Origin of the sequence: Saccharopolyspora hirsuta, assembly GCF_008630535.1 — a bacterium.
Lineage (GTDB): Bacteria > Actinomycetota > Actinomycetes > Mycobacteriales > Pseudonocardiaceae > Saccharopolyspora > Saccharopolyspora hirsuta.
Genome location: NZ_VWPH01000015.1, coordinates 108,038 through 128,448, shown reverse-complemented (window position 1 = coordinate 128,448; position 20,411 = coordinate 108,038). Strand labels below are relative to the sequence as shown.

17 protein-coding genes are annotated in these 20,411 nt (G+C 72.3%); 7 read left to right on the top strand and 10 right to left on the bottom strand.

Annotation, left to right across the window (positions count from 1 at the left end; all coding sequences use genetic code 11):
• Window positions 1-49 precede the first annotated feature (49 nt).
• The 5 genes from F1721_RS28415 to F1721_RS28395 all read right to left on the bottom strand — a co-directional run bounded on the left by F1721_RS28415 (window position 50) and on the right by F1721_RS28395 (window position 6,379).
• Window positions 50-1,426 (bottom strand): tripartite tricarboxylate transporter permease, encoded by a 1,377-nt coding sequence (locus F1721_RS28415; protein ID WP_150069871.1) that lies wholly within the window; start codon window positions 1,424-1,426, stop codon window positions 50-52.
• Window positions 1,423-1,830 carry a hypothetical protein gene (locus F1721_RS28410; RefSeq protein ID WP_150069870.1) on the bottom strand — a complete coding sequence of 136 codons (408 nt, stop codon included), beginning with the start codon at window positions 1,828-1,830 and terminating at the stop codon, window positions 1,423-1,425. The genes F1721_RS28415 and F1721_RS28410 overlap by 4 nt, the downstream gene beginning before the upstream one ends.
• Window positions 1,827-3,104, bottom strand: a complete 1,278-nt coding sequence (locus F1721_RS28405) for a hydroxymethylglutaryl-CoA reductase, degradative (protein WP_246155366.1) — start codon at window positions 3,102-3,104, stop codon at window positions 1,827-1,829. The genes F1721_RS28410 and F1721_RS28405 overlap by 4 nt, the downstream gene beginning before the upstream one ends.
• Before the next feature lie 187 nt (window positions 3,105-3,291).
• Window positions 3,292-5,220 (bottom strand): helix-turn-helix domain-containing protein, encoded by a 1,929-nt coding sequence (locus F1721_RS28400; protein ID WP_170301634.1) that lies wholly within the window; start codon window positions 5,218-5,220, stop codon window positions 3,292-3,294.
• Window positions 5,221-5,329: 109 nt separating this feature from the next.
• The gene (locus tag F1721_RS28395) at window positions 5,330-6,379 is read right to left on the bottom strand and encodes an NAD(P)-dependent alcohol dehydrogenase (RefSeq protein WP_150069867.1); all 1,050 of its coding nucleotides are present in this window, start codon (window positions 6,377-6,379) and stop codon (window positions 5,330-5,332) included.
• Between the two features lie 111 nt (window positions 6,380-6,490).
• Between F1721_RS28395 and F1721_RS28390 the strand changes: the two genes are divergently transcribed.
• A complete protein-coding gene (locus F1721_RS28390) occupies window positions 6,491-7,096 on the top strand; it encodes a TetR/AcrR family transcriptional regulator (protein WP_246155365.1) in 606 nt (201 codons plus the stop codon).
• 11 nt (window positions 7,097-7,107) lie between these two features.
• Here F1721_RS28390 and F1721_RS28385 read toward each other — a convergent pair whose 3' ends face one another.
• Window positions 7,108-7,905 carry a siderophore-interacting protein gene (locus F1721_RS28385; protein ID WP_246155364.1) on the bottom strand — a complete coding sequence of 266 codons (798 nt, stop codon included), beginning with the start codon at window positions 7,903-7,905 and terminating at the stop codon, window positions 7,108-7,110.
• A gap of 283 nt (window positions 7,906-8,188) precedes the next feature.
• Between F1721_RS28385 and F1721_RS28380 the strand changes: the two genes are divergently transcribed.
• The gene (locus tag F1721_RS28380; RefSeq protein WP_150069865.1) at window positions 8,189-9,424 is read left to right on the top strand and encodes an MFS transporter; all 1,236 of its coding nucleotides are present in this window, start codon (window positions 8,189-8,191) and stop codon (window positions 9,422-9,424) included.
• 5 nt (window positions 9,425-9,429) lie between these two features.
• Here the strand turns inward: F1721_RS28380 and F1721_RS28375 are convergent, their stop codons facing one another.
• The 3 genes from F1721_RS28375 to F1721_RS28365 are packed head-to-tail and all read right to left on the bottom strand — an operon-like array spanning window position 9,430 to window position 13,081.
• Entirely contained in the window at window positions 9,430-10,158 is a 729-nt protein-coding gene (locus F1721_RS28375) for a sulfite exporter TauE/SafE family protein (protein WP_150069864.1), read from the bottom strand.
• Complete coding sequence (locus F1721_RS28370) at window positions 10,155-11,594, bottom strand: NAD-dependent succinate-semialdehyde dehydrogenase (RefSeq protein ID WP_150069863.1); 1,440 nt, start codon at window positions 11,592-11,594, stop codon at window positions 10,155-10,157. The genes F1721_RS28375 and F1721_RS28370 overlap by 4 nt, the downstream gene beginning before the upstream one ends.
• A gap of 26 nt (window positions 11,595-11,620) precedes the next feature.
• Window positions 11,621-13,081: an MFS transporter gene (locus F1721_RS28365; protein WP_150069862.1), complete on the bottom strand. Its 1,461-nt coding sequence runs from the start codon at window positions 13,079-13,081 to the stop codon at window positions 11,621-11,623.
• Between the two features lie 94 nt (window positions 13,082-13,175).
• On the opposite strand from F1721_RS28365, the gene F1721_RS28360 reads away from it, so the two are divergent.
• The 5 genes from F1721_RS28360 to F1721_RS28340 are packed head-to-tail and all read left to right on the top strand — an operon-like array spanning window position 13,176 to window position 19,558.
• Entirely contained in the window at window positions 13,176-15,509 is a 2,334-nt protein-coding gene (locus F1721_RS28360) for a glycoside hydrolase family 31 protein (protein ID WP_150069861.1), read from the top strand.
• Window positions 15,506-17,233 (top strand): IlvD/Edd family dehydratase, encoded by a 1,728-nt coding sequence (locus F1721_RS28355; protein ID WP_150069860.1) that lies wholly within the window; start codon window positions 15,506-15,508, stop codon window positions 17,231-17,233. Before F1721_RS28360 ends, F1721_RS28355 begins: the two co-directional genes overlap by 4 nt.
• A gap of 38 nt (window positions 17,234-17,271) precedes the next feature.
• Window positions 17,272-18,081 carry an SDR family NAD(P)-dependent oxidoreductase gene (locus F1721_RS28350; protein WP_150069859.1) on the top strand — a complete coding sequence of 270 codons (810 nt, stop codon included), beginning with the start codon at window positions 17,272-17,274 and terminating at the stop codon, window positions 18,079-18,081.
• Window positions 18,078-18,701, top strand: a complete 624-nt coding sequence (locus F1721_RS28345; protein ID WP_150069858.1) for a bifunctional 4-hydroxy-2-oxoglutarate aldolase/2-dehydro-3-deoxy-phosphogluconate aldolase — start codon at window positions 18,078-18,080, stop codon at window positions 18,699-18,701. The genes F1721_RS28350 and F1721_RS28345 overlap by 4 nt, the downstream gene beginning before the upstream one ends.
• Window positions 18,698-19,558, top strand: a complete 861-nt coding sequence (locus tag F1721_RS28340) for an SMP-30/gluconolactonase/LRE family protein (protein WP_150069857.1) — start codon at window positions 18,698-18,700, stop codon at window positions 19,556-19,558. The genes F1721_RS28345 and F1721_RS28340 overlap by 4 nt, the downstream gene beginning before the upstream one ends.
• On the opposite strand, the gene F1721_RS28335 is transcribed toward F1721_RS28340, so the two are convergent.
• Entirely contained in the window at window positions 19,541-20,293 is a 753-nt protein-coding gene (locus tag F1721_RS28335) for a FadR/GntR family transcriptional regulator (protein WP_150069856.1), read from the bottom strand. The two genes, F1721_RS28340 and F1721_RS28335, sit on opposite strands and share 18 nt — an antisense overlap.
• Window positions 20,294-20,411: the final 118 nt, after the last annotated feature.

Genomic DNA, 20,411 nt, shown 5'->3' with positions numbered 1-20,411 from the left:
GCCGAGCTGGCCTGCCACGCGTGGTGGCAGGCCAGCTCGATCCGTCTCGTCACGCCAGGCCGATCACCTTGGGGACGAAGAGGATTGCCACGTAGTAGGCCATGAACTGGACTCCTGCGTTCATGCCGAACAGGCGGTTCGCCACTCCTGCGAACGTCGCGATCAGCAGCGTCGCCGCCACGCCGAAGGCGCCGCCCTCGTACCAGGAGATCACCACGATCAGACCGGCGAAGGCTCCGATGAGGGCTTCGTGGCTGACCTTGCGCATCACCCACAGGCTCGCCGAGCGGGCGAAGTTCATGCTCAGCGGGTAGGCCACGATCGCCGCCAGCGCCACGCCGACCAGGCCGAAGGCCAGGAACTGCCAGGTCGACATCATCGTGTGCAGGTTGTTCACCTGCCCCGTCGCCTCGTCCACGCCGTACACCGGCGGGGCGTTGAACAGCGGTGCCGCCGGACCTGCCGCGACCGGGCTCAGCGGCAGGCCGAACGCCACCAGCGGGATCAGCGTCTCCGCCAGGTAGGTCGACTCCGTGGTGCCGTTCTTGACCGCGATCACCGAGGTCAGCCGCTCGTAGACGTGCTTGATGCGGGAGCCGACGAGCTCGCCTGCGAGCACCGTCGTGGCCACCGGGCTGAACACGAACGTCGTCGAGCTGACCCCGGCGGCGGCCGAGGTGAGCGCGATCTGGCGCGGGCTGAGCACCTTCACCGGGTTCGGCAGGTAGCCGCTCCAGTCCTTGACCTCCGGGGCCAGCCAGAACTCCTTGCGCCCGGTGCGGGGCAGCGACGCGCGGCCGGTGCGGGAGCCGAGCTGGAGCAGGTCGGCGATCAGCGGCCCGACGGCGATGCCGAGGAAGAAGCTGATGCTCAGCGTCTCCCCGATCGCGTTCTTCGACAGCGCGTTGACCGCGGTCACCAGCAGCACGAACGGCACGATGCACGCGATGCTGGTCCACCGCCCCGGGGAGAAGTAGCCGATCAGCACCGCGGCGACGACGAACACGTACGGCGCGGCGGCGGTGATGTGGGTGCCCAGCGGGGCGAGCACCGCGGCGAGGCCGACCGCCACCGGCACCGCGATGAACGCCGAGAGGATCGCACCGGAGATCGCCTTGCGCAGCGCGATGTGCGGAATTCCCAGCCTGCGGAGCATGTTCGCCTCCGGCAGCAGCGGCACCGCCGTGGTGTCGCCGGGGATTCCCAGCAGCGTGGTCGGGATGGCGTGGGTCATGTGCTTGGAGACCGCACCCGCGATGAAGAAGGTGAACACCCCGACCGGTGGGACGCCGAGCATCACGACCAGCAGCGTCAGCGGTGCCAGCGTCGCAGTTTCGTCCGTGCCGGAGACCATCCCGATCGCGGAGAAGACCACCGCGCCGATCAGGCCCATGCTCAGGGCGATCAGGACGTCGTGGAGGATCACGGCTCGACCTCCTGCCGCCGGGCGAAGGCGTCGTGGAGACCGACCGAGCGCAGTTCCCGCGCCGCGTGCGGCGAGAGCGCACCGGTCGATCCCCTGCCGTTGGCCGCCACGATCTCCTGGATCGCGGCCTGGTGCTCATCGGGTGAGAGCGCGTGCTCGCGCACGGTTCGCTTGGGTGGGAACAACTTCGCGCACACCACCGCCGCCACGATGCAGCCGAGCAGGCCTGCCAGGAGCGAGTACCCGTCCTGCAGTTCCGGGCTGACCGACGTGCCGCGCAGGGCCGCCCCGGCCGCGAGCAGCGCACCCAAACCCGTTGCGGCGCCGAGCAGAACCGAGATCCACAGGTGCTTCGGGTTGACCGCGTCGCCCCAGACCTGCACGTACTCCGGGTCGCTGCTCATCGCCCGGCCTCCGCGCGCAGCTCGGCGAGGACCTTCTCCGCGTGGTCGATGCGGACCGCCTTGTCCCCGACCAGGCGCGCGACGACCGCCGCCAGCTCGTCCTCGGCCGCTCCGGCGGCGACCGCGACGTTGCGGGCGTGCAGCGACATGTGGCCGCGCTGGATTCCTTCGGTCGCCAGCGCCCGCAGCGCGGCGAAGTTCTGCGCCAGGCCGACCGCGGTGATGATCTCCGCCAGCTCGGCGGCGGTCGACACCCCGAGGACCTGCACCGCGCGCTGCGCCACCGGGTGGACCTTGGTGGCGCCGCCGACCAGGCCCACGGCCATCGGCAGTTCGAGGGTGCCGACCAGGTTCCCGTCCGCGTCCCGCTCGAACCGGGACAGCGCCGTGTAGTTCCCCTGGTCGCTGATCGCGTGCGAGTGCGCCCCGGCTTCCACGGCGCGCGTGTCGTTGCCGGTCGCGAGCACCACCGCGGTGATGCCGTTCATGATGCCCTTGTTGTGGGTCGCCGCCCGGTACGGATCGGCCTCCGCCAGCGCGGCGGCGTGGACCACGTCGGCCACCACGTCGGCACCGCCCACCGCTTCGGCGTCGAAGACCGCGCGCGCCCGGGCCAGCCGCAGGTCGGCCTTGTTGGTCAGGATCCGCAGCAGCGGCCGACCGCCCGCGATCCGCCCGGCGCGGTCGGCGATCGCCTCGGCCATCGTGTTGACCGCGTTCGCCCCCATCGCGTCGCGCACGTCCACCACCAGGTGCGCGACGACGTAGCGCTGCACGCGGGAGTCCACCAGCCGCACCACCAGGTCGCGGACCCCGCCGCCGAACTCGACCAGCCGCGGGTCCTGCTGGTTGGCCAGCGCGATCAGCTCGTGCCGCGCCTCCAGCAACCGCAGCCGCGCGGCCTCCGGGTCGGCGGTGTCGACGATCTGCACCTGGGCCTGCATGAGCGGATCGGTGGACGAGGTGGTGAACCCGCCGCGCGCCCGGGCGATCCGGGCGGCGTTGCTGGCCGCGGCGACCACCGACGGTTCCTCGGTGGCCATGGGCACCAGCACGTCGCGTCCGTTGATCGTGAAGTTGGTCGCCACGCCCAGCGGGATGCCGAGCACGCCCACCACGTTCTCGATCATGTGCTCGGCCTGCTCCAGCCCCAGCCCGGCGCTGGGGTCGAACACGGCCAGGTCGCTCTCGTCCGCACCCGCGTGCGCCGCCACCAAGGCCCGTCGCTGAGCGACGGAGCGGTCCTTGAAGCCTGCAAGCCGACTGGTCGACACCGTTCCTCCTGTGCGGGTGATCGGCGGCCGCCTTAGCGTCGGCGCGGCCGCGTCGCCGTTCCGTATGCCGAGGAACTGTAGGCAGCGGTCCGCCCGCGGGACATGGATCAACGTCCCAGCAGGGCACATCGAGAATGTGGCGATCGCACATGCCGATCGCCGTCGGCGAGGGACTGCGCACCCAGCGCTACGAGTCGAGCCGGAAACGCCGTCGCAGCCCCTCCAAGCGCACTGCCACGGAGAGGCGGAAGAACGGCTCCGGCTCGCGCCAGGAGTCGCCGAGCAGGCTCGTGATCCGGTCGATCCGCTGCAGCACGGTGTTGGTGTGCACGCCCATCCGCCGGGCCGCGCGGACGGGGCTCGCGTTGCAGTCGACGAAGTGGCGCAGGGTGGTCAGCAGCTCGGTGCCGCGCTCGGCGTCCCAGCGCAGGACGGGGCCGATCATGCGGTCGACGAACTGGTGCGCGCTGGCCGGTTCAGCGGCGAACATCGAGGTGTAGGGCGCGTACTCGTCGGCATCGGCCGCCGCGGACTCGACGCCGAGCGCGGCGAGGACCTGGCTGCAGTCCCGGACCGCGGCGAAGCGAGCGGCGAGCTCGCCGAGGGCGTCGGCGGGCCGCGCGGCCACCGCCAGGACCTCCTCGACGCCCGTTCCCGCGCGCACCCGGTCCCGCACCGCCGCTGCCGCCTCCCGCGGATCGGTCTCCGGCACGACGAGCGTGACCACGCCCTCGACCTCACCGGCCAGGCCGGACGTCGAGGCCAGGGCGCGCAGCGCCGCCCGGCGGTGTTCCGGGGCGACCACGGCGACCACGACGGTGCGCAGGTCCTCCGGGCGCACCCGGCGTGCGCGCAGCCGGGCCGCGAGGTCGGAGTGCCGACGCACGTCGGGGCTGAGGACGTCGTTGAGCAGCTCGCCGCGGACCCGGTCCTCCGCGTAGCGGACGGCGTCCTGCTTCAAGGTCAGCAGCGCGGTGATCTGCGCGGCGCGCTCGATGGTGCGCTGCTCGACGGCGCCGAGCTCCACCGCACCATCCCCGATGAGCAGCCCGCCGAGCACCATGTCCCCGGCGAGCACCGCGACGGCCGCGCGGAAGTCGCCCGACGGCTCGACCGGCGTGCACCGGCCCGACCGCCTGCTCTCGGCGAGCGCGGACCGGACCGGCGAGGAGTCGATCATCCCCGCCGCGCTGCCGTCCGAGGAGGCGAGCACCGCGTGGTGCTCGTCGACGATGACCACAGGTCGCTCCAGCGCATCGCTCAGCGTCCGGGCGACATCGGTGGCTCCGCCACCGCGCAGGACGGCCGCGGTCAGCTCCTCGTGGACCTGACCGGCCCGTTCCATGGCCTCGACGTGCTGGGCCAGCTCGGCGTACGCGCGCTGCGTCTCGTCCGCGGCGTCGCGCGCCTGCGAGAGCAGCCGGGCGGTCTGCAGGACGACCGCGACGTTGTCCGCGAAGGCCGACAGCAGCGCGACCTCCTCCGGGGAGAACGCGTGCTCGCTGCGGTTGGCGGCGAACAGGACGCCCAGCACGTGCTCCCCCGCGATCAGCGGGACCCCGAGGATGGAGACCAGGCCCTCGGCGCGGACGGCGGTGTCGATGCTGTCCGCGTGCGGCACGTCCCGCAGGTGCGCGTAGTGCGACGTCCACTGTGGAGCGCGGGACTCGACGACCTTGCCCGCCAGCCCCGTGTGCGGCGGCACCCGCAACCGCTGGAACGCGGACGCGATGGCCCCGGCGGTGGACCGCACCCGCAGTTCGCGGGTCTGCTCGTCGAACTCCGACAGGTAGGTGACGTCGGTCCCGGCGAGGTCGTGGGCGCGCCGCACCAGGCCGGAGACCAGCTTGTCCACGTCGTGCAGCGCGGCGAGCTCCCGCGCGCAGGAGAACAGCGCGGACAGCTCCCGGTCGCGCCGGTGCAGCCGGGCCACCACGCCCTGCAGCTCGCGCACCCGCTGACCGACCTGCGCCACCGACTCGGCGTCGAGCTGCTCGGCGGACAGCAGGTCGGCCACCGCGTCGTGCTCGTCGGGCAGGCCCTTCGCCGCCAGGTCGAGCAGCGCCAGCACCGCGTCGACCGAAATGCGCCCGCCCGGTGGCCCGGAAGCACTCATCCCCACCACCTGCGCGAATCGTCCACCGCCCTGTCGACGCATCGTACGCAGCGCAGGTGAGGACCGGCGGCGGCGTGCTCGGGGGAACGCACGCCGCCGCCGGGGTTCATCAGCCGCCGATGGTGGCGGTGTCGATGACGAAGCGGTAGCGGACGTCGCTGTTCTCCACCCGCGCGTAGGCCTCGTTCACCTGGTCCGCGGAGATCAGCTCGATCTCCGCGCCGATGCCGTGCTCGGCGCAGAAGTCCAGCATCTCCTGGGTCTCGGCGATGCCGCCGATCATCGAACCGGCCAGCACCTTGTTGCCGCCCAGCAGCGAGAACGCGCTGTAGGACAGCGGCTCGCCGGGGGCGCCGACGTTGACCATCGCGCCGCCCACCCGCAGCATGCCGAGGTAGGCGTCGACCGGGAGCTTCGCCGAGACCGTGTTCAGGATCAGGTCGAAGCGGCCCTGCAGCGCCTCGAAGGTCGACTCGTCGCTGGTCGCGTAGTAGTCCTTCGCGCCGAGCTTGAGGCCGTCCTCCTGCTTCTTCAGGCTCTGGCTGAGCACCGTCACCTCGGCGCCCATCGCGGCGGCCAGCTTCACCGCCATGTGCCCGAGCCCGCCGAGGCCGACCACGGCGACCTTCTTGCCCGGGCCCGCACCCCACTGGCGCAGCGGCGAGTAGGTGGTGATGCCGGCGCACAGCAGCGGCGCGGCGACGTCCAGGCCGATGCCCTCCGGGATCCGGCACACGAAGGAGTCCTTGACCACCACCTGCTGGCTGTAGCCGCCGTAGGTGTTCTCGCCGTCGAAGCCGACGCCGTTGTAGGTCTGGACGTTGCCCTTCACGCAGAACTGCTCGGTGCCCGCCCGGCAGTACTCGCACTCGCCGCAGGAGTCGACCATGCAGCCGACCCCGACCCGGTCCCCGACCTGGTACTTCGTCACGGCCGAACCGACCGCGGCGACGACGCCCGCGATCTCGTGCCCCGGGACCATCGGGAAGATGGCCCGGCCCCAGTCCTCCTTGGCCTGGTGGATGTCGCTGTGGCAGATGCCGGCGTAGGCGATGTCGATCAGCACATCGTCCGGCCGCAGGTCACGTCGCTCGATCGTCGTCCGCTCCAGGGGTGCCCCCGGGGTCGGGACGGCGATAGCGTTCGTGATCGTGCTCATGAATCCTCCGTGGAAAAGCCGTGCAGCGGGTCCCGATCATGTGAGAGACCTCTTACATTCACGACGTGAGAGGGCTCTTACATATTCCGACCGGGCGATGTGATCCAGGACATGGGCGGCAAGTACCACCACGGCGACCTGCGCGCGGAGCTCGTGCGCGTCTCGCTCGACCTGATCGCCGAACGCGGGCTGACCGGCTTCTCGGTGGCCGAAGTGGCGCGGCGCGCCAAGGTGAGCCCGGGCGCTCCCTACCGGCACTTCCCGGAGCGGGAGAGCCTCCTGGCAGCAGCGGCGGCCACGGTCGCGTGCCAGCTCGCCGAACACGTGCAGAGCGCGGTCGAGGCCCACGACGACCCCGCGGACGCGCTCGCCGCTGCCGCCGGGGCCTACACCGGTTACGTGATCGAGCGCCGGGCGGGCATGAACGTCATCTACGCGGAGGGCCTGCAGGGCCCCAAGCACACCGAGCTGCACGAGCAGACCCGCAGGCTGTCCGACCAGTTCCTGATGCTCTGCCTCGCGGTCTCAGCAGCACCCCAGGACGCGCTCGAACTGATGGAGCAGCTGTTCACCCAAGCCCACGGCTACGGCATGTTCTGGCTCGACGGCGTCTTCACCAGGCACGGCTACTCCCCCGCCCAAGTCGTCCAGAAGTCCACCGCAGCAGCCCGCGCGGTGATCGACGGCCACCGGCACGCCGCGTCGGCGGAGGAGTAGCCGGGGCTTGCTCAGCGGCCTTCGGCTCGGGCGAGTTCGGCCTTCCACTCGCGGAAGCCCTCCTCGGTGCGGCCTCGGCGCCAGTAGCCCGAGATCGACACCTGGTCGCGGGTCAGGCCGCGCTCGCGGAACAGGTGCGGGCGGATGCGGCGCATCACCTCGTGCGCCTCACCATGCACGAAGGCGTGCACCCGCCCCGGCAGCCACTCCAGTTCTCGGACCGCCGCTTCGAGCACACCGTCCGCGCCGATCTCCCGGCGGTGCAGGAAGGTCACCTCGCCGCGGGCCGGGACGTCGAGCTTCGGCTCGTCGGCCTCGGAGTCGACCAGCAGGATCGCGCGGACCACGGCGTCCGGCTGCAGGTCGGCCAGCGCCGCGCTGATCGCCGGGATCGCCGTCTCGTCGCCCACCAGCAGGTGCCAGTCGGCCGTCGGGTCGGGCCGGTAGGCGCCGCCGGGGCCGTTGACCATCAGCTGGTCCCCGGGCGCGGCCGTCGCCGCCCAGCGCCCCGCCACGCCCTCGTCGCCGTGCAGCACGAAGTCGATGGCCATCGTGCCGCTCTCGACGTCCGGGAACAGCGCCGTGAAGGTGCGCACGGTCGGCAGGTCCTCGGCGGGCATCACCCCGCGCAGCGCGCGGACGTCGATCGGGTCGGGGTAGGTCACGCCCGCCTTCGGGAAGATCAGCTTGACGTACCTGTCGGTGCACTCGCTGCCCGCGAACGCCGACAGGTCGTCGCTGCGGAACCACACCCGCCGCAGGCAGGGCGTCACCAGCTCCGCGCTGGTCACGGTCAGGTAAGTCGTCAATCGGACTCCTCGGCTAGCCGGTGCGGGGAAACCCACTTCGTTAGGCAAGGCTAACTTGTCCGGCCGCCCGGTGGCCAGCACGGGACCCGAACGGATGCGCGTGCGGGATCGCCGGTTCCGGTAGCACAGCTCCTCCACAGTGGATCGTCGGGCCGGAGGTCCGGCTCCCGCGCGCACCCCTATCATGATCTTGAACCGGGGCTCATCCGCTCCGCCGTCGCACCCGGCGCAGCGAACATCTCGCGCCGACGCCGAAACCACCAGCCAGGCACGGGAAAGGCGCATGTCCACCTCCGTCGCGCTCGCCACCGAGCAGACCCTGCCGATCCGCCGCGTGGCGCCCCAGGCACCGCCGCTGCGATGGCGGATCCTGGCGATCGCCGCGATCGTGGTGGCCGCGTTCAACGCCCGGACGGCGGTGACCGCGGTCGGTGCGGCGCTGCCCGAGATCCGCGCCGCGCTGGGGCTGGGCACCGCAGCGGTGTCCGTGCTCACCGCGCTGCCCGCCCTCTGCATCGCAGCCACGACGTTCCTCGTCCCGCTCCTCCGCCAGCGCGAAGGAACGCTGACCAGCGTCGTGCTGTTCCTCGGCGTGCTGCTCGCCGGGCAGGCGGTCCGCATCACCCACGGCCAGTGGTCGCTGCTCGCCGGGACCGTCCTGGCCTGCTGCGCGATCGGTGGGCTGCAGGTCCTGCTGCCCGCCGTCTGCCAGCAGTTCGGCGGTTCGCACGCCGCCGCGCTCACCACCCTGTCGGCCAGCGTGATCGGCGCCGGGGCGGCCACCGCGACCGCGACCACGCCGTGGCTGACCTCGATCGGCGGCTGGCGCACCGGGCTGGGCGCCTGGCTCCTGCCCGTCGCGCTCGCCCTCCTGCTGTGGTTGCCGCTCTCCCGCACCACGACGAGCATCGCGGCCCCGCAGCTCGCGCTGCCCCGGCGCGGCTCCCTGCTCCGCAGCGCCCGGGCCTGGTACCTGACGATGTTCATGGGCCTGCAGTCGTTGCAGGCGCTGTCCCTGCTGTCCTGGCAGCCGGTCCTGCTGCGGACCACGGGCGTCGGCCCGGTGCACGCCGCCGCGCTCAGCGCGGGCACCCTCGTGGTCAGCATCGTCGCCTCGGCGGTCATCACCGCCTCCTGCTACCGCAACGCCGCGCTCATCGGCACCTGGATGGTGCTGACCACCAGCAGCGGTGGGATCGGCCTGTTCGGGCTGCTCATCGCCCCGAGCACCGCGCCGGTCGTGTGGGCGGGGCTGCTGGGCGTGGGCATGTCCGCGCTGGCACCCGCCATGGCCGCGATCCCCGCGCACACCACCGACAGCGGCGAGACGACCCGCCTGTCGGCGATGACGCAGGGCTACGGCTACCTGCTCGCCGCCCTCGGCCCGGCCCTGATCGGCGCCCTCACCGACGCCTCGGCGACCGCCGACTGGGCGCTGACGGCCCTGCTGTTCTTCAGCCTCCTCCAGTTCCTCTTCGCCACCCTCGCCGCACGCCCACCGCACGACCTGCACACCTGAGCCCGTCACCCCAGCATCAGCAGGCCGCGCACGACCGCGGCGGCTCCGCCGAGCAGCGCGACGACGATGATCAACCGCCGCCCGGTCCTCGCCGCGATCCGCTTGTCCAGCCACTCGCCCGCGAGCGCACCGACCAGGAGCGCCGCTCCGGCGCACGCCCAGCCGAGCCACGGCACCGGCGGAATCCCCTTCGAAAGCAGGGAAACGACGTTCACCGCGAGCAGGTACGCCTGCGCCGTCGGGATGAGCACGCGTCGCGTCCACCGCTCGGACAGGGCGTAGACCGACACCATCGGTCCGCCGACACCTGCGGTCACGCTCATGAACCCGGACAGCGCACCGGCGACGAGCGCACCCGGCACCCCCCGCAGCAACCGGTGCCGATCCGCCAGCGCGGTGATGCCGACGGCGAGGACCACCATCGACCCGACGAGGACGAGCAGCGGCCCGGGCGGCGCGGCACCGACCACCAGGGCCCCGAGCGGGATGACCGCGATCGCGGGCACCGCCAGCATCAGCACGGACCGCCAGTCGGTGTCGCGCCACGTCCGCGCCAGCACCACCGCGCACAGCACCATGGACAGCGCGTTCGACATGCTGACACCGATGTGCGGTCCCACCGCGGCGACCATCAGCGGGCCGCCCACCAGGCCGAAGCCCAAGCCGGTCGTGCGCTGGGTGAGCGCTCCGATCAGCACGGGCAGCGCCAGCAGGACCGACGTCGCCGCGGTCACAGGGTCAGGGCGGCGTACTGGACCTCGGTGAACTCCTCGAGCCCGACGTCGGCGCCCTCCCTGCCCAGGCCCGACTGCTTGGTGCCGCCCATCGGCGCGAAGGCGACGCTGGGCAGGGCCTCGTTGACCCCGAGGATGCCCACGTCCAGCTGCTCGCCGATGCGCCACCCCGCGCCGAGATCCCCCGCGTACACGTAACCCGCGAGCCCCATCTCGGTGGCGTTGGCCGCGGTGAGCGCCTCGTCGACGGTCGAGAACCGGAAAACCCCCGCCGCCGGGCCGAAAACCTCCTCCCGGGCGAGGCCGACGTCGGTGGGAACACCGGTGAGCACGCACGGTGCGACGTAGCTCCCGGTCCCGGGCAGCTCCTGCTTGCCGCCGTGCAGCTGAGCACCGGCTGCCACCGCTTCGTCCACGAGGCCGCGAACGGCGGCGGCGCGCTCGTCGTCGATCACCGGGCCGAGGTCGGGGCACGGATCGGCGAGCCCGCTGCCCACCGTCATCGCCTCGATGCGGGCGGCGAGCTTGGCCACGAACTCGTCGTGCACGCCGTCCTGGACGAAGAACCGGTTCGCCGCGATGCACGACTGCCCGGTGTTGCGGAAGCGGGCCAGCACCGCGCCCTCGACCGCGGCGTCCACATCGGCGTCGTCGAGGACCAGGAACGGCGCGTTGCCACCGAGTTCCAGCAGCGGCCGCACGATCCGGCGCGCCGCCTGCGCCATGACCAGCCGACCGACCCGCGTGGAACCGGTGAAGGAGACGACCCGCACTGCACGGTGCGCGAGCAGCGCCTCGGTGGCCTCGGGAGCGGGCCCGTGCACGAGGTTGACCACACCCGGCGGCAGTCCGGCATCGGTCAGGCAGCGGATCATCTCGGTGGCCGCGAGCGGCGCCTTCTCCGAAACCCTCGCCACCACCGTGCAGCCCGCGGCGAGCGCTGGGGCGAGCTTGCGCGCCTGGATCGAGCACGGGAAGTTCCACGGCGTCAGGCTCGCGACCACCCCGGCCGGTTTGCGGCGCACGAGGTGCCGCCGCACCGCGACCTCCTCCTGCACCACCGCCCCCTGGGGGCGTCGCGCCTGCTCGGCGAACCAGCGGAAGTACTCCGCGGAGAACGCGATCTCACCGCGCGCTTCGGGCAGCCGCTTGCCCGCCTCTCGGGCGAGCAGCTCGGCCAGCGCGTCGGCGCGCTCTTCGATGAGGTCGGCAGCCGCCGACAGCAGTCGGCCGCGCTCGCGGACCCCGGTACCGGCCCAGCCCGCGAACGCGGCCGCGGCCGCATCCGCCGCCGCGACCGCATCGGCGGCCGCCTGCTCGGCACCGGTCCAGTCCAGTCGGCCGACGAGGCTGCCGTCGGCCGGGTCGTGGACGTCCAGACCCGCCTCGCGGGAGGTCCAGCGGCCGTCGATCAGGACTGTGGGCTGGGTCGGCATCGGTTCCTTCTCCTGTGCTCGGTGTGTCAGTTCGAGTTGGTCGGCGCGCGGTCCGCGCCGACGGTGGTCGGGGCGGTGGTGTCCTCGTCGCCGTGCTCCTCGACGTCCTTGCCCACGGGGTCCCACCGGATGAGCAGCAGCGCGGCGATCGCGACGAGCGGCGCGAGCACGATCGCCCCGATCGTGAAGCGCATGCCCTGCGCGTCCAGCAGCACCGGGAACGCGAAGGCGCCGATGATGCCGCCGACCCGGGTGATCGCCTGGGTGTAGCCGCCGCCGATGCCCCGGATGGCCGTCGGGTAGGACAGCGTGCCCATCGCGGTGCCGACGTAGCCGGCGCCGAAGTTGTGCGCTGCGGAGAACAGCGCGATGAGGATCACCGAGATCGACGCGGCGAGCAGGTGGAACGCCCCGCTGATGATCGCCAGGCAGCCCGCCGTGATGGAGAAGCCGATGAGCCCGAGGCGCCGCAGGCCTAGTCGCTGCGTCCCCGCGACGCACCCGAGCGCGCCGATCGCGCCGATCACGTTGACCGCGCCGGAGAGCACCAGCACGACGATGATGTCCCCGGGGAACAGCTCGTCGAAGATCTTCGGCGTGTAGAGGGAGATCGCGTAGTACTGCGCCGCCTGGCAGACGACGAGGATGCTGACCAGGACCGTCCGCGCGGTGTACGGCGAGCGGAACAGCGCGAGCAGGCTGCCGGGGCGGAACCGCTCCTTCTGCTGCGCTGCGCGCCCGCCGTCCTCCTCGACAGTGACCTCGAGGCCGTAGTTCTTGCGCAGGATCTCCGCGGCCTTGTCCAGGCCCTCGTACTTGGCCGCCCACATCGGGGATTCGGCGGTGTAGATGAACCGCAGGACGAGCACGATCAGCGCGGGCACCGCGCCGAGCCCGATCGACCACCGCCACAGCTGGTCGCCGATTCCCATGAAGTGGAACGGGATGATCGCGAAGAACGCGACGGCCGCCGCGCTGGTGGACATCACCTGGGCCATCGTGACGTTGCGGCCCTTGTTGGAGATCGCGCTGTACTCGGCGACGAAGGCCAGCGCCACCGGTACGTCCAGCCCGACCCCGACGCCCATCAGGAACCGCCACAGGCAGAACAGCTCCGGGTTGGGCGCCGTCGCGGACAGCACGGTGGCGCCCACGAGCAGGAAGAGCGTGATCATCAGCATCTTCGTGCGGCCGACGCGGTCGGTGAGGTAGCCGCCGAACAGCCCGCCGACCATGGCGCCGATGAGGATCACGGTGGAGATGAACGGCAGCGAGTGCAGGCTGATGCCCGAGTTGGTGAGGTTGAACTCGGAGGTGATCTGCACGGTCCCGAGACCGAAGCTGCTCAGATCCCATCCGTCGACGAAGATGCTGCCCAGCGCGACGATCTTGACCAGCACGGGGTTCTTCGGACGGATCCGACCCGAGTCGATCAGGCGCAGGACGTCGTCCGGCTTGCGGAGCACGACGGCGGCGTTGCCTGTCATGGAGCGTTCCTTTGCGTGACAGTGGTAAGACCTCTTGCCAGAAGCTAAGCTAGCGCGGACATCGCGTCAAGATTTGCGGTCGCAGGGAGAAGAGATGTCAGCGTTGACGGATCAGTACATGTTGCGCGAGGTCGAGGAGGTGACGACGGACCCGGAGTCCGCGGGCGCGACCGCCAGGGTGCGCGCCGTGCTCTGCAGACCGGGAGACGACGGTTTCGGTTACCTCACCGGCGAAACCCTCGCCGAGCAGGGCATCGAGACGACCATGCCGAACCTCCCCGACCTCGCGACACCGCCCCTGCGCACCCGCGACGTCGCGGTGCAGGTCCGCTGGGCCGGGCCGGAGGCCGTCCGCATCACGATCGGCCCGGCCGACGTGCCGCGTTTGGCGCCGGAGGGCACCGAGCACGGCATCGTCGTCGAGCCCCGCTACGTCGAGACGCGCACGACGGTCGAGCAGGACGAGCACAACGTGGTGCTGACCGGCGGCCGCCTGCGCGTCGTGCTCGGACGGCGCCCGTTCTCGTTGACCGTCCAGGACATCACCACCGGCGCGACGCTGCTCACCACGGCCGGGAAGTTGCGCCAGGTCGCCGGGTTGCCCATCTCCCCCGCCGCCACCGTCGGCGAATCCGCGGCCATCAACCTCGAACTCGGCCCCGACGAGGAGGTCCTCGGCTTCGGCGAGCAGTTCGGCCGCCTGGTCAAGAACGGCCAGCGCCTGCGCCTGCGCGTCGAGGACGCCCTCGGCACCGGCACCGGCATGGCCTACAAACCCGCCCCGGTCTGGTACTCCACCGCGGGCTACCTCGCACTCGTCAACACCGGGGCCACCGTCAACGCCGACGTCGGCCACTCCCGCAACGGCGTGCTCGGCATCGAGGCGGAGTGCGGCGAACTCGACCTGTACGTGGTCGCCGGGCCCGAACCGAAGCAGGCGCTGACGACCTACACCCGCCTCACCGGGCGCGGTCCCGTCCCCCCGGTGTGGGCGTTCGGCTACTGGCTCGGCCGCTGCCGGTACCACTCCGCCGCCGAGATGGCGGAGGTCGGCCGCGCGCTGCGGGAGCGCGACGTGCCCTGCGACGTCCTGCACCTGGACCCCGACTGGCTCGTCGTGGACCGGCTCAACTGCGACTTCATCTGGAACACCGACCGCTTCGGCGACCGCGCGGAGTTCGTCGCCGCGCTCGACCAGCTCGGGCTGCGGCTGTCGGTGTGGGAGCTGCCCTACCTCGACCCGGCCTCACCCCGCTACGCCGAGGCCGCCGAGCGCGGACACCTCGTCACCGACTCCGACGGCGAGATCGCCACGATCGCCGGTACGCCCGTCCCGGACGGCCGTCCACGCGCGCTGGTCGACTTCACCTCACCCGAGGCCCGCCGGTGGTGGCAGGACATGCACGCACCGTTCCTGGACGACGGCGTCGCCGTGTTCAAGACCGACTTCGGCGAAGGCCTGCCCGACGACGTCCGGCTGGCCGACGGGACCGGTGCCGAGCACGCCCACAACCTGTACCCGCTGCGCTACAACGGCGCCGTCAGCGAGGCCATCGCCGAGCGGACCGGGCGCGCACCGCTGGTGTGGGGGCGTTCCGGCTGGGCCGGTTCGCACCGCTACCCCGCGCAGTGGGGCGGCGACGCGGAGTCCACAGTGTCCGGAATGCGCGCCACGCTGCGCGGTGGGCTCTCCCACGCCATGAGCATGCCCGGGTTGTGGGGACACGACATCGGCGGCTTCTTCGGCCCCGAGCTGACGCCTGAGCTGTACGTGCGATGGACGCAGTTCGGCGCGCTGTCGCCGCTCATGCGCGCGCACGGGCTCCGCCCGCGCGAGCCCTGGGCGTTCGGCGAGGACGCGTTCGAGATCGCCCGCGAGTGGATCCGGCTGCGCTACTCGCTGCTGCCGTACCTGTGGCAGACCGCCCACGAGTCGGCGGAGCGCGGGTGGCCGGTGCTGCGCCCGCTGGCGCTGGAGTTCCCCGCCGACGACCTCGCCACGACCAGGGACGACGCGTTCCTGCTCGGCTCCGACCTGCTCGTCGTCCCGGTCTTCGACGATGCCGGTAAGCCGGTGCGGCGCCGGTTCTACGTGCCCGAAGGCGGTTGGACGGACCTCGTGACCGGAAAGCGCTACGAGGGTCCCGGGCTGCACGAGGAATCGGTACCGCTCGAACGCATTCCGGTCCTGGTGCGGGACGGAGCGCTGCTGCCCCGCGTGGAGCTCGGCGAGCACGTGCGGCGCACCGACGAACTCCTCGACGCGCCTTGGACCCTGCACGCGTACGGAGAAGTCCCCACCACCGCAACGCTGCTCGACTTCAACTCCCGCCCGTTCACGGTCTCGGTGAACGGCGATCAGCTCACCACCAGCTCGTCGACGCCGATGAGCCTCGTCCGCCACACCCCGCAGGAGGCGCGGTCATGACCTCGTCCGAACCCACCCGGCGCAGCACCTCCTGGTTCGGCGCCGAAGGCAAGATGGGCTTCGTCCACCGCTCGAAGCTCTACAACTCGGGCCGCTCGCCGGAGATGTTCGACGGCCGACCGGTCATCGGGATCTGCAACAGCTGGTCGGAGCTCACGCCCTGCAACCGGCACCTGCGCGACGTCGCCGAGGCGGTCAAGCGCGGCGTGCTGCTGGCGGGCGGTTTCCCCCTGGAGTTCCCGACGATGTCGCTGGGCGAGACGCTCATGCGCCCGTCGGCGATGCTGTACCGGAACCTGATGGCGATGGAGGTCGAGGAGAACCTCCGCTCGTACCCGCTCGACGGCGTGGTCCTGCTCGGCGGGTGCGACAAGACCGTTCCCGCGCAGCTGATGGGCGCGCTGAGCGCCGACCTGCCCGCGATCGTGCTCACCGGCGGTCCCATGCTCAACGGGAAGTTCCGGGGCTGCGACGCGGGGTCCGGCACGCACGTGTGGCAGTTCGCCGAAGAGGTCCGGGCCGGGCGGATGAGCCGGGCCGAGTTCGGCCGGGCCGAGGCGTGCCTGTCCCGCAGCGCCGGGCACTGCACCACGATGGGCACCGCATCCACGATGGCCTGCCTGGTGGAGGTCATGGGGCTCTCGCTGCCGGGCAGCGCTGCCGTGCCCGCCGTGGACGCGGGCCGCTACGCGCTGGCCGAGCAGTCGGGCAAGCGGATCGTGTCCCTGGTGGAGGACGACGTGCGACCTTCGTCCATTCTGGACCGCAGGTCGTTCGAGAACGCCGCGCGGCTCAACGCCGCCATCGGCGGGTCCACCAACGCCATCGTGCACCTGAGCGCCCTGGCCGGGCGCGCCGAGGTCGACTTCCCGCTCGAGGAGTTCGACCGGCAGGCGCGCGACATCCCGCTGCTGGTGAACCTGCTGCCCTCCGGCCAGTTCCTGATGGAGGAGTTCAGCTACGCGGGCGGGGTGCCCGCGGTGGTGGCCGAGCTCGGCGAACGCCTGCACGGCGATGCGCGCACGGTCACCGGCCGGACCCTCGCCGAGAACTGCGAGGGCGCGCAGAACTGGAACCGCGAGGTCATCCACAGCTGCGCGGAACCGGTGCAGCCCGCGGGATCGGCCACCGCGGTGCTGCACGGCAACCTCGCCCCGAACGGCGCGGTGATCAAGCTGTCCGCGGCCTCGCCGGAGCTGATCGACCACACCGGCACCGCCCTGGTCTTCGACACCGTCGAGGAGTACTACGCGCGCTGCGACGATCCCGATCTGCCCGTGGACGCCGACACCGTGCTCGTCGTGCGGGGCGCCGGGCCGCGCGGCTACCCCGGGATGCCCGAGATCGGCAACCTGTCGATCCCGAAGAAGCTGCTCGACGCGGGGGTGCGCGACCTGGTCCGGATCACCGACGGCCGGATGAGCGGCACCTCCTACGGCACGATCGTCCTGCACGTCGCGCCCGAATCCGCCGCGGGCGGCCCGCTCGCGCTGCTGCGCACCGGCGACCGCGTGCACCTCGACGTGGCCAACCGCCAGCTCAACATGCTCGTCGACGACGCGGAGCTGGCCCGGCGCGCGTCCGAAGCCGCCGAGCGACCGGCGGACGCCCAGGGTGGTTGGACCGGGTTGTACCGGGAGCACGTCGGGCAGGCCGACACCGGCGCCGACCTCGACTTCCTGCGCGGACGGCGCGGGCACGCGATCCCCCGGCGGCACCTGTGACCGCCCCGCACACCAGCGAGAAAGGGAAGGACGAAGGCATGAACGAGCTCAGCGGGCGCAGGGCGCTCGTCACCGGCGCGGCGACCGGGATCGGCCGGGTCGTGGCGCAGGACCTGGCCCGGCGCGGCGCCGAGGTGCTCGGCGTCGACCGCGACGAGACCGTCGCCGAAATCGCCGAGGGCTGCGAGGATTCCGTTGCCGCGCGGCTGGAAGGCGCCGTCTTCGACCTCGCCGACACGGCGCAACTCGAGGCGCTCGCCGACCTCGCCGCCGCAGAACCCGGCTTCGACGTGCTGGTCAACTGCGCGGCGGCCTACCCGCCCCAGGGCGGTTTCCTCGAGGCGTCCATCGCGGACTGGACCCGCGTGCTCGCGGTGAACGTCGTCGCCACGGGCGTGCTGAGCACCGCCGTCGCGCGCGGGCTGCACGCGGTGGGCAAGGCCAGCGGTTCGATCGTGAACTTCTGCAGCCTCCAGGAGGCCATGCCGGTGCCCGGCTACGGGCCCTACGTCGCCAGCAAGGGCGGGGTGCGGGCGGCCACGAAGGCGTTGGCCGTGGAGCTCGCGCCGTGGGGGCTGCGGGTCAACGCGGTGGCACCGGGCGTGGTCAACACACCGTCCACTTTGGCCACTCTCGACGGCAGGAGCTGGGGTGACGACGGCGCACCACCGACGCTGCTCGGCCGCGCCGGGACCTCGGACGAGGTGGCCGACGCAGTGGCCTTCCTCGCCTCCGACGCCTCCTCGTTCATCACCGGCACCATCGTCCCGGTCGACGGCGGCCGCCACCTCAGCCGCCGCCCCGACCCGGTCGGCACCCGCGACGTCACCACCGGGAGGAACCGATGACCGATCCGGACCTGTCCCCGCTCACCGTCGTCTACCGGGGCATGGCTCCCCAGCAGGTGCTCCGGCTGAGCGAAGCGCTGCACCAGGCCGGGGTGCGCTCCTTCGAGGTCACCATGACCGGGGAGCGCCCGATGGAGACGATCGAGCTGCTGAGCCGGGAGCTCCCCGGCGACGCGCTGATCGGTGCGGGCACGGTCAGCACGCCCGAGCAGGTCTCGGCGTCGGCGGCCGCCGGTGCGCGCTTCGCGGTGTCGCCGCACTTCGACGCCGAGGTCGTCGAGCGCACCCGCGAGGAAGGTCTGCTGTCGGTGCCGGGGGCGTTCACCCCGACCGAGATCATGGCGGCGCGCAAGGCCGGTGCCGACGTGGTGAAGGTCTTCCCGATCAACGCGGTCGGCGCCGACTACCTCCGCCAGCTGCGCGGCCCGATGCCGGATCTGGTGGTGATGGCCAGCGGTGGCGTGACCCCCGCGCTGGCCGCCGAGGTGGTGGCGGCGGGCGCGGCGTGCGTCGCCGTCGGGCACCACCTGCTCGGGGCCGCCCCGGACGGCACCTTCGACCCCGCCGAGCTGCGGGTGCGGACGGGCGAGTTCCTGCGCGCCGTCGGAGCCGCGTCATGAGCGTCGACCCGGTGGGCGAGGTCCGCGCCCGCTTCGGTGAAGGGCCGTGCTGGGACGCCGACGCGAAAACCCTGCTGTGGGTGGACATCACGGGCGGGGCGGTGCACCGGACCAACCCCGCCGACGGGGTCACCGAGCAGTGCCCGCTGGGCGGTGAGGTCTCCGCGGTGTTCCCGACCACCCGCGGGACCTCGGTCGTGGCCCGCGACAGCGCGCTGCTGGAGGTGTCCGGCCCGGACGTCGTCGGCGAGATCGCGAGCGTGCCGCCGCACCCCCGGATGCGGTTCAACGACGGCGGCCCCGACCCGCGGGGCAGGCTGCTGATCGGCACGATGCACGCCGACAAGGATCCGGGCACCGCCGCGCTCTACCGACTCGACGACGAGCTGGTCCCGATCGTCACCGGGGCGACGGTGTCGAACGGTCTCGGCTGTAGCCCGGACGGCGGACTCCTCTACTACGCCGACAGCCCGACGTTGCGCATCGACGTGTTCGACTACGACGCCGATGCGGGAATGCCGCGCGGTCGCCGGACGTTCGCCGACGTCTCGGACCTCGGCGGGCGACCGGACGGGCTGACCGTCGACGCCGACGGCTGCGTGTGGGTGGCCATGATCGGCGGCTCCCAGCTGCTGCGGTACACACCGGAGGGGCGCCTCGACCGCGTCGTGCCGCTGCCGGTCTCGCACCCGACGAGCGTGGCCTTCGGCGGTGCCGACCTGGCCGAGCTGTTCGTGACGACCGCCCGCGACCCGCTGTCGGAGGCCGACCTCGCCGAGCAGCCGCTCGCCGGGCGGTTGCTGCGGCTCGACCCGGGCGTCACGGGCTCGGCCACCCCGTCAGTCCGGCTGCCCTGATCCGTCGTTCGCCGAGCGCTCGTCGTGCAGGTGCTTCAGCGCAGCACGACGAGCGCCGTCGATGTGCGCCTTGGCCGCTCGCCGCGCTGCGACGGGATCGCCCGCGATGACGGCTTCGTGGATGCGCGCGTGGTCGCGGCGGGACCGTTCCAGCCGCCCGGGCAGCTGCAGGGTGGTCTGCATGCCTCGCGCGAGGATGTCCTGCAGCACCGTCTCGGTGCGCGTCAGGAACCGGTTCCCCGCCGCCTCGACGATCCGGAGGTGGAAGGCGGAGTCCAGCGTGCGCAGCTCGGCCCAGTCGATCTCGGCGGAACGGGCGCAGCGGTCCAGCGCGTGGAAGGCCTCCGTCACCTTGGCCAGCAGCTCGCGGTCCTGGTTGCGCGCCGCCCACGCCGTGGCGGGGACCTCCAGCACTTCGCGCATGTCGAACAGCTCGGTGAGCGTGAGCTCCTCGGAGGCGATGGCGTCCCGCAGCGCGTGGGACCCGCGGGGGTCGGCGACGAACACGCCGCTGCCGTGCTTGATCTCGACGTGCCCGCTCGCCCGCAGCGAGCGCAGCGCCTCCCGCAGGGAGGGCCTGCTCGTGCCCAGGCGCGCGGCCAGCTCGCGCTCCGGGGGAAGCCGGTCCCCGGGTTGGAGGTCCTGGGACTTGATCGCGTGCAGGATCCGCTCCGCGATCAGGTCCGAGACGGAACCCTGGCGCAGCGGTACCCAGGGATCGTCCTCAACGCTCATGCCGTGTCTCCTCGCCCGGGCCGTAGAGGTTTGACCACTTTACCAGCCTACGGGCACCGGCCGGGCGGACTTCGGCGAGCGGGCCGGTCGCGCGGGCGGGGTGCCCGCGCGACCGGTG

Coding starts and splice junctions, on each gene's coding strand:
- F1721_RS28410 (WP_150069870.1), bottom strand. CDS start 1,830: ATGAGCAGCGACCCGGAGTACGTGCAGGTCTGGGGCGACGCGGTCAAC.
- F1721_RS28400 (WP_170301634.1), bottom strand. CDS start 5,220: ATGAGTGCTTCCGGGCCACCGGGCGGGCGCATTTCGGTCGACGCGGTG.
- F1721_RS28395 (WP_150069867.1), bottom strand. CDS start 6,379: ATGAGCACGATCACGAACGCTATCGCCGTCCCGACCCCGGGGGCACCC.
- F1721_RS28390 (WP_246155365.1), top strand. CDS start 6,491: ATGGGCGGCAAGTACCACCACGGCGACCTGCGCGCGGAGCTCGTGCGC.
- F1721_RS28380 (WP_150069865.1), top strand. CDS start 8,189: ATGTCCACCTCCGTCGCGCTCGCCACCGAGCAGACCCTGCCGATCCGC.
- F1721_RS28370 (WP_150069863.1), bottom strand. CDS start 11,594: ATGCCGACCCAGCCCACAGTCCTGATCGACGGCCGCTGGACCTCCCGC.
- F1721_RS28365 (WP_150069862.1), bottom strand. CDS start 13,081: ATGACAGGCAACGCCGCCGTCGTGCTCCGCAAGCCGGACGACGTCCTG.
- F1721_RS28360 (WP_150069861.1), top strand. CDS start 13,176: ATGTCAGCGTTGACGGATCAGTACATGTTGCGCGAGGTCGAGGAGGTG.
- F1721_RS28355 (WP_150069860.1), top strand. CDS start 15,506: ATGACCTCGTCCGAACCCACCCGGCGCAGCACCTCCTGGTTCGGCGCC.
- F1721_RS28350 (WP_150069859.1), top strand. CDS start 17,272: ATGAACGAGCTCAGCGGGCGCAGGGCGCTCGTCACCGGCGCGGCGACC.
- F1721_RS28345 (WP_150069858.1), top strand. CDS start 18,078: ATGACCGATCCGGACCTGTCCCCGCTCACCGTCGTCTACCGGGGCATG.
- F1721_RS28340 (WP_150069857.1), top strand. CDS start 18,698: ATGAGCGTCGACCCGGTGGGCGAGGTCCGCGCCCGCTTCGGTGAAGGG.
- F1721_RS28335 (WP_150069856.1), bottom strand. CDS start 20,293: ATGAGCGTTGAGGACGATCCCTGGGTACCGCTGCGCCAGGGTTCCGTC.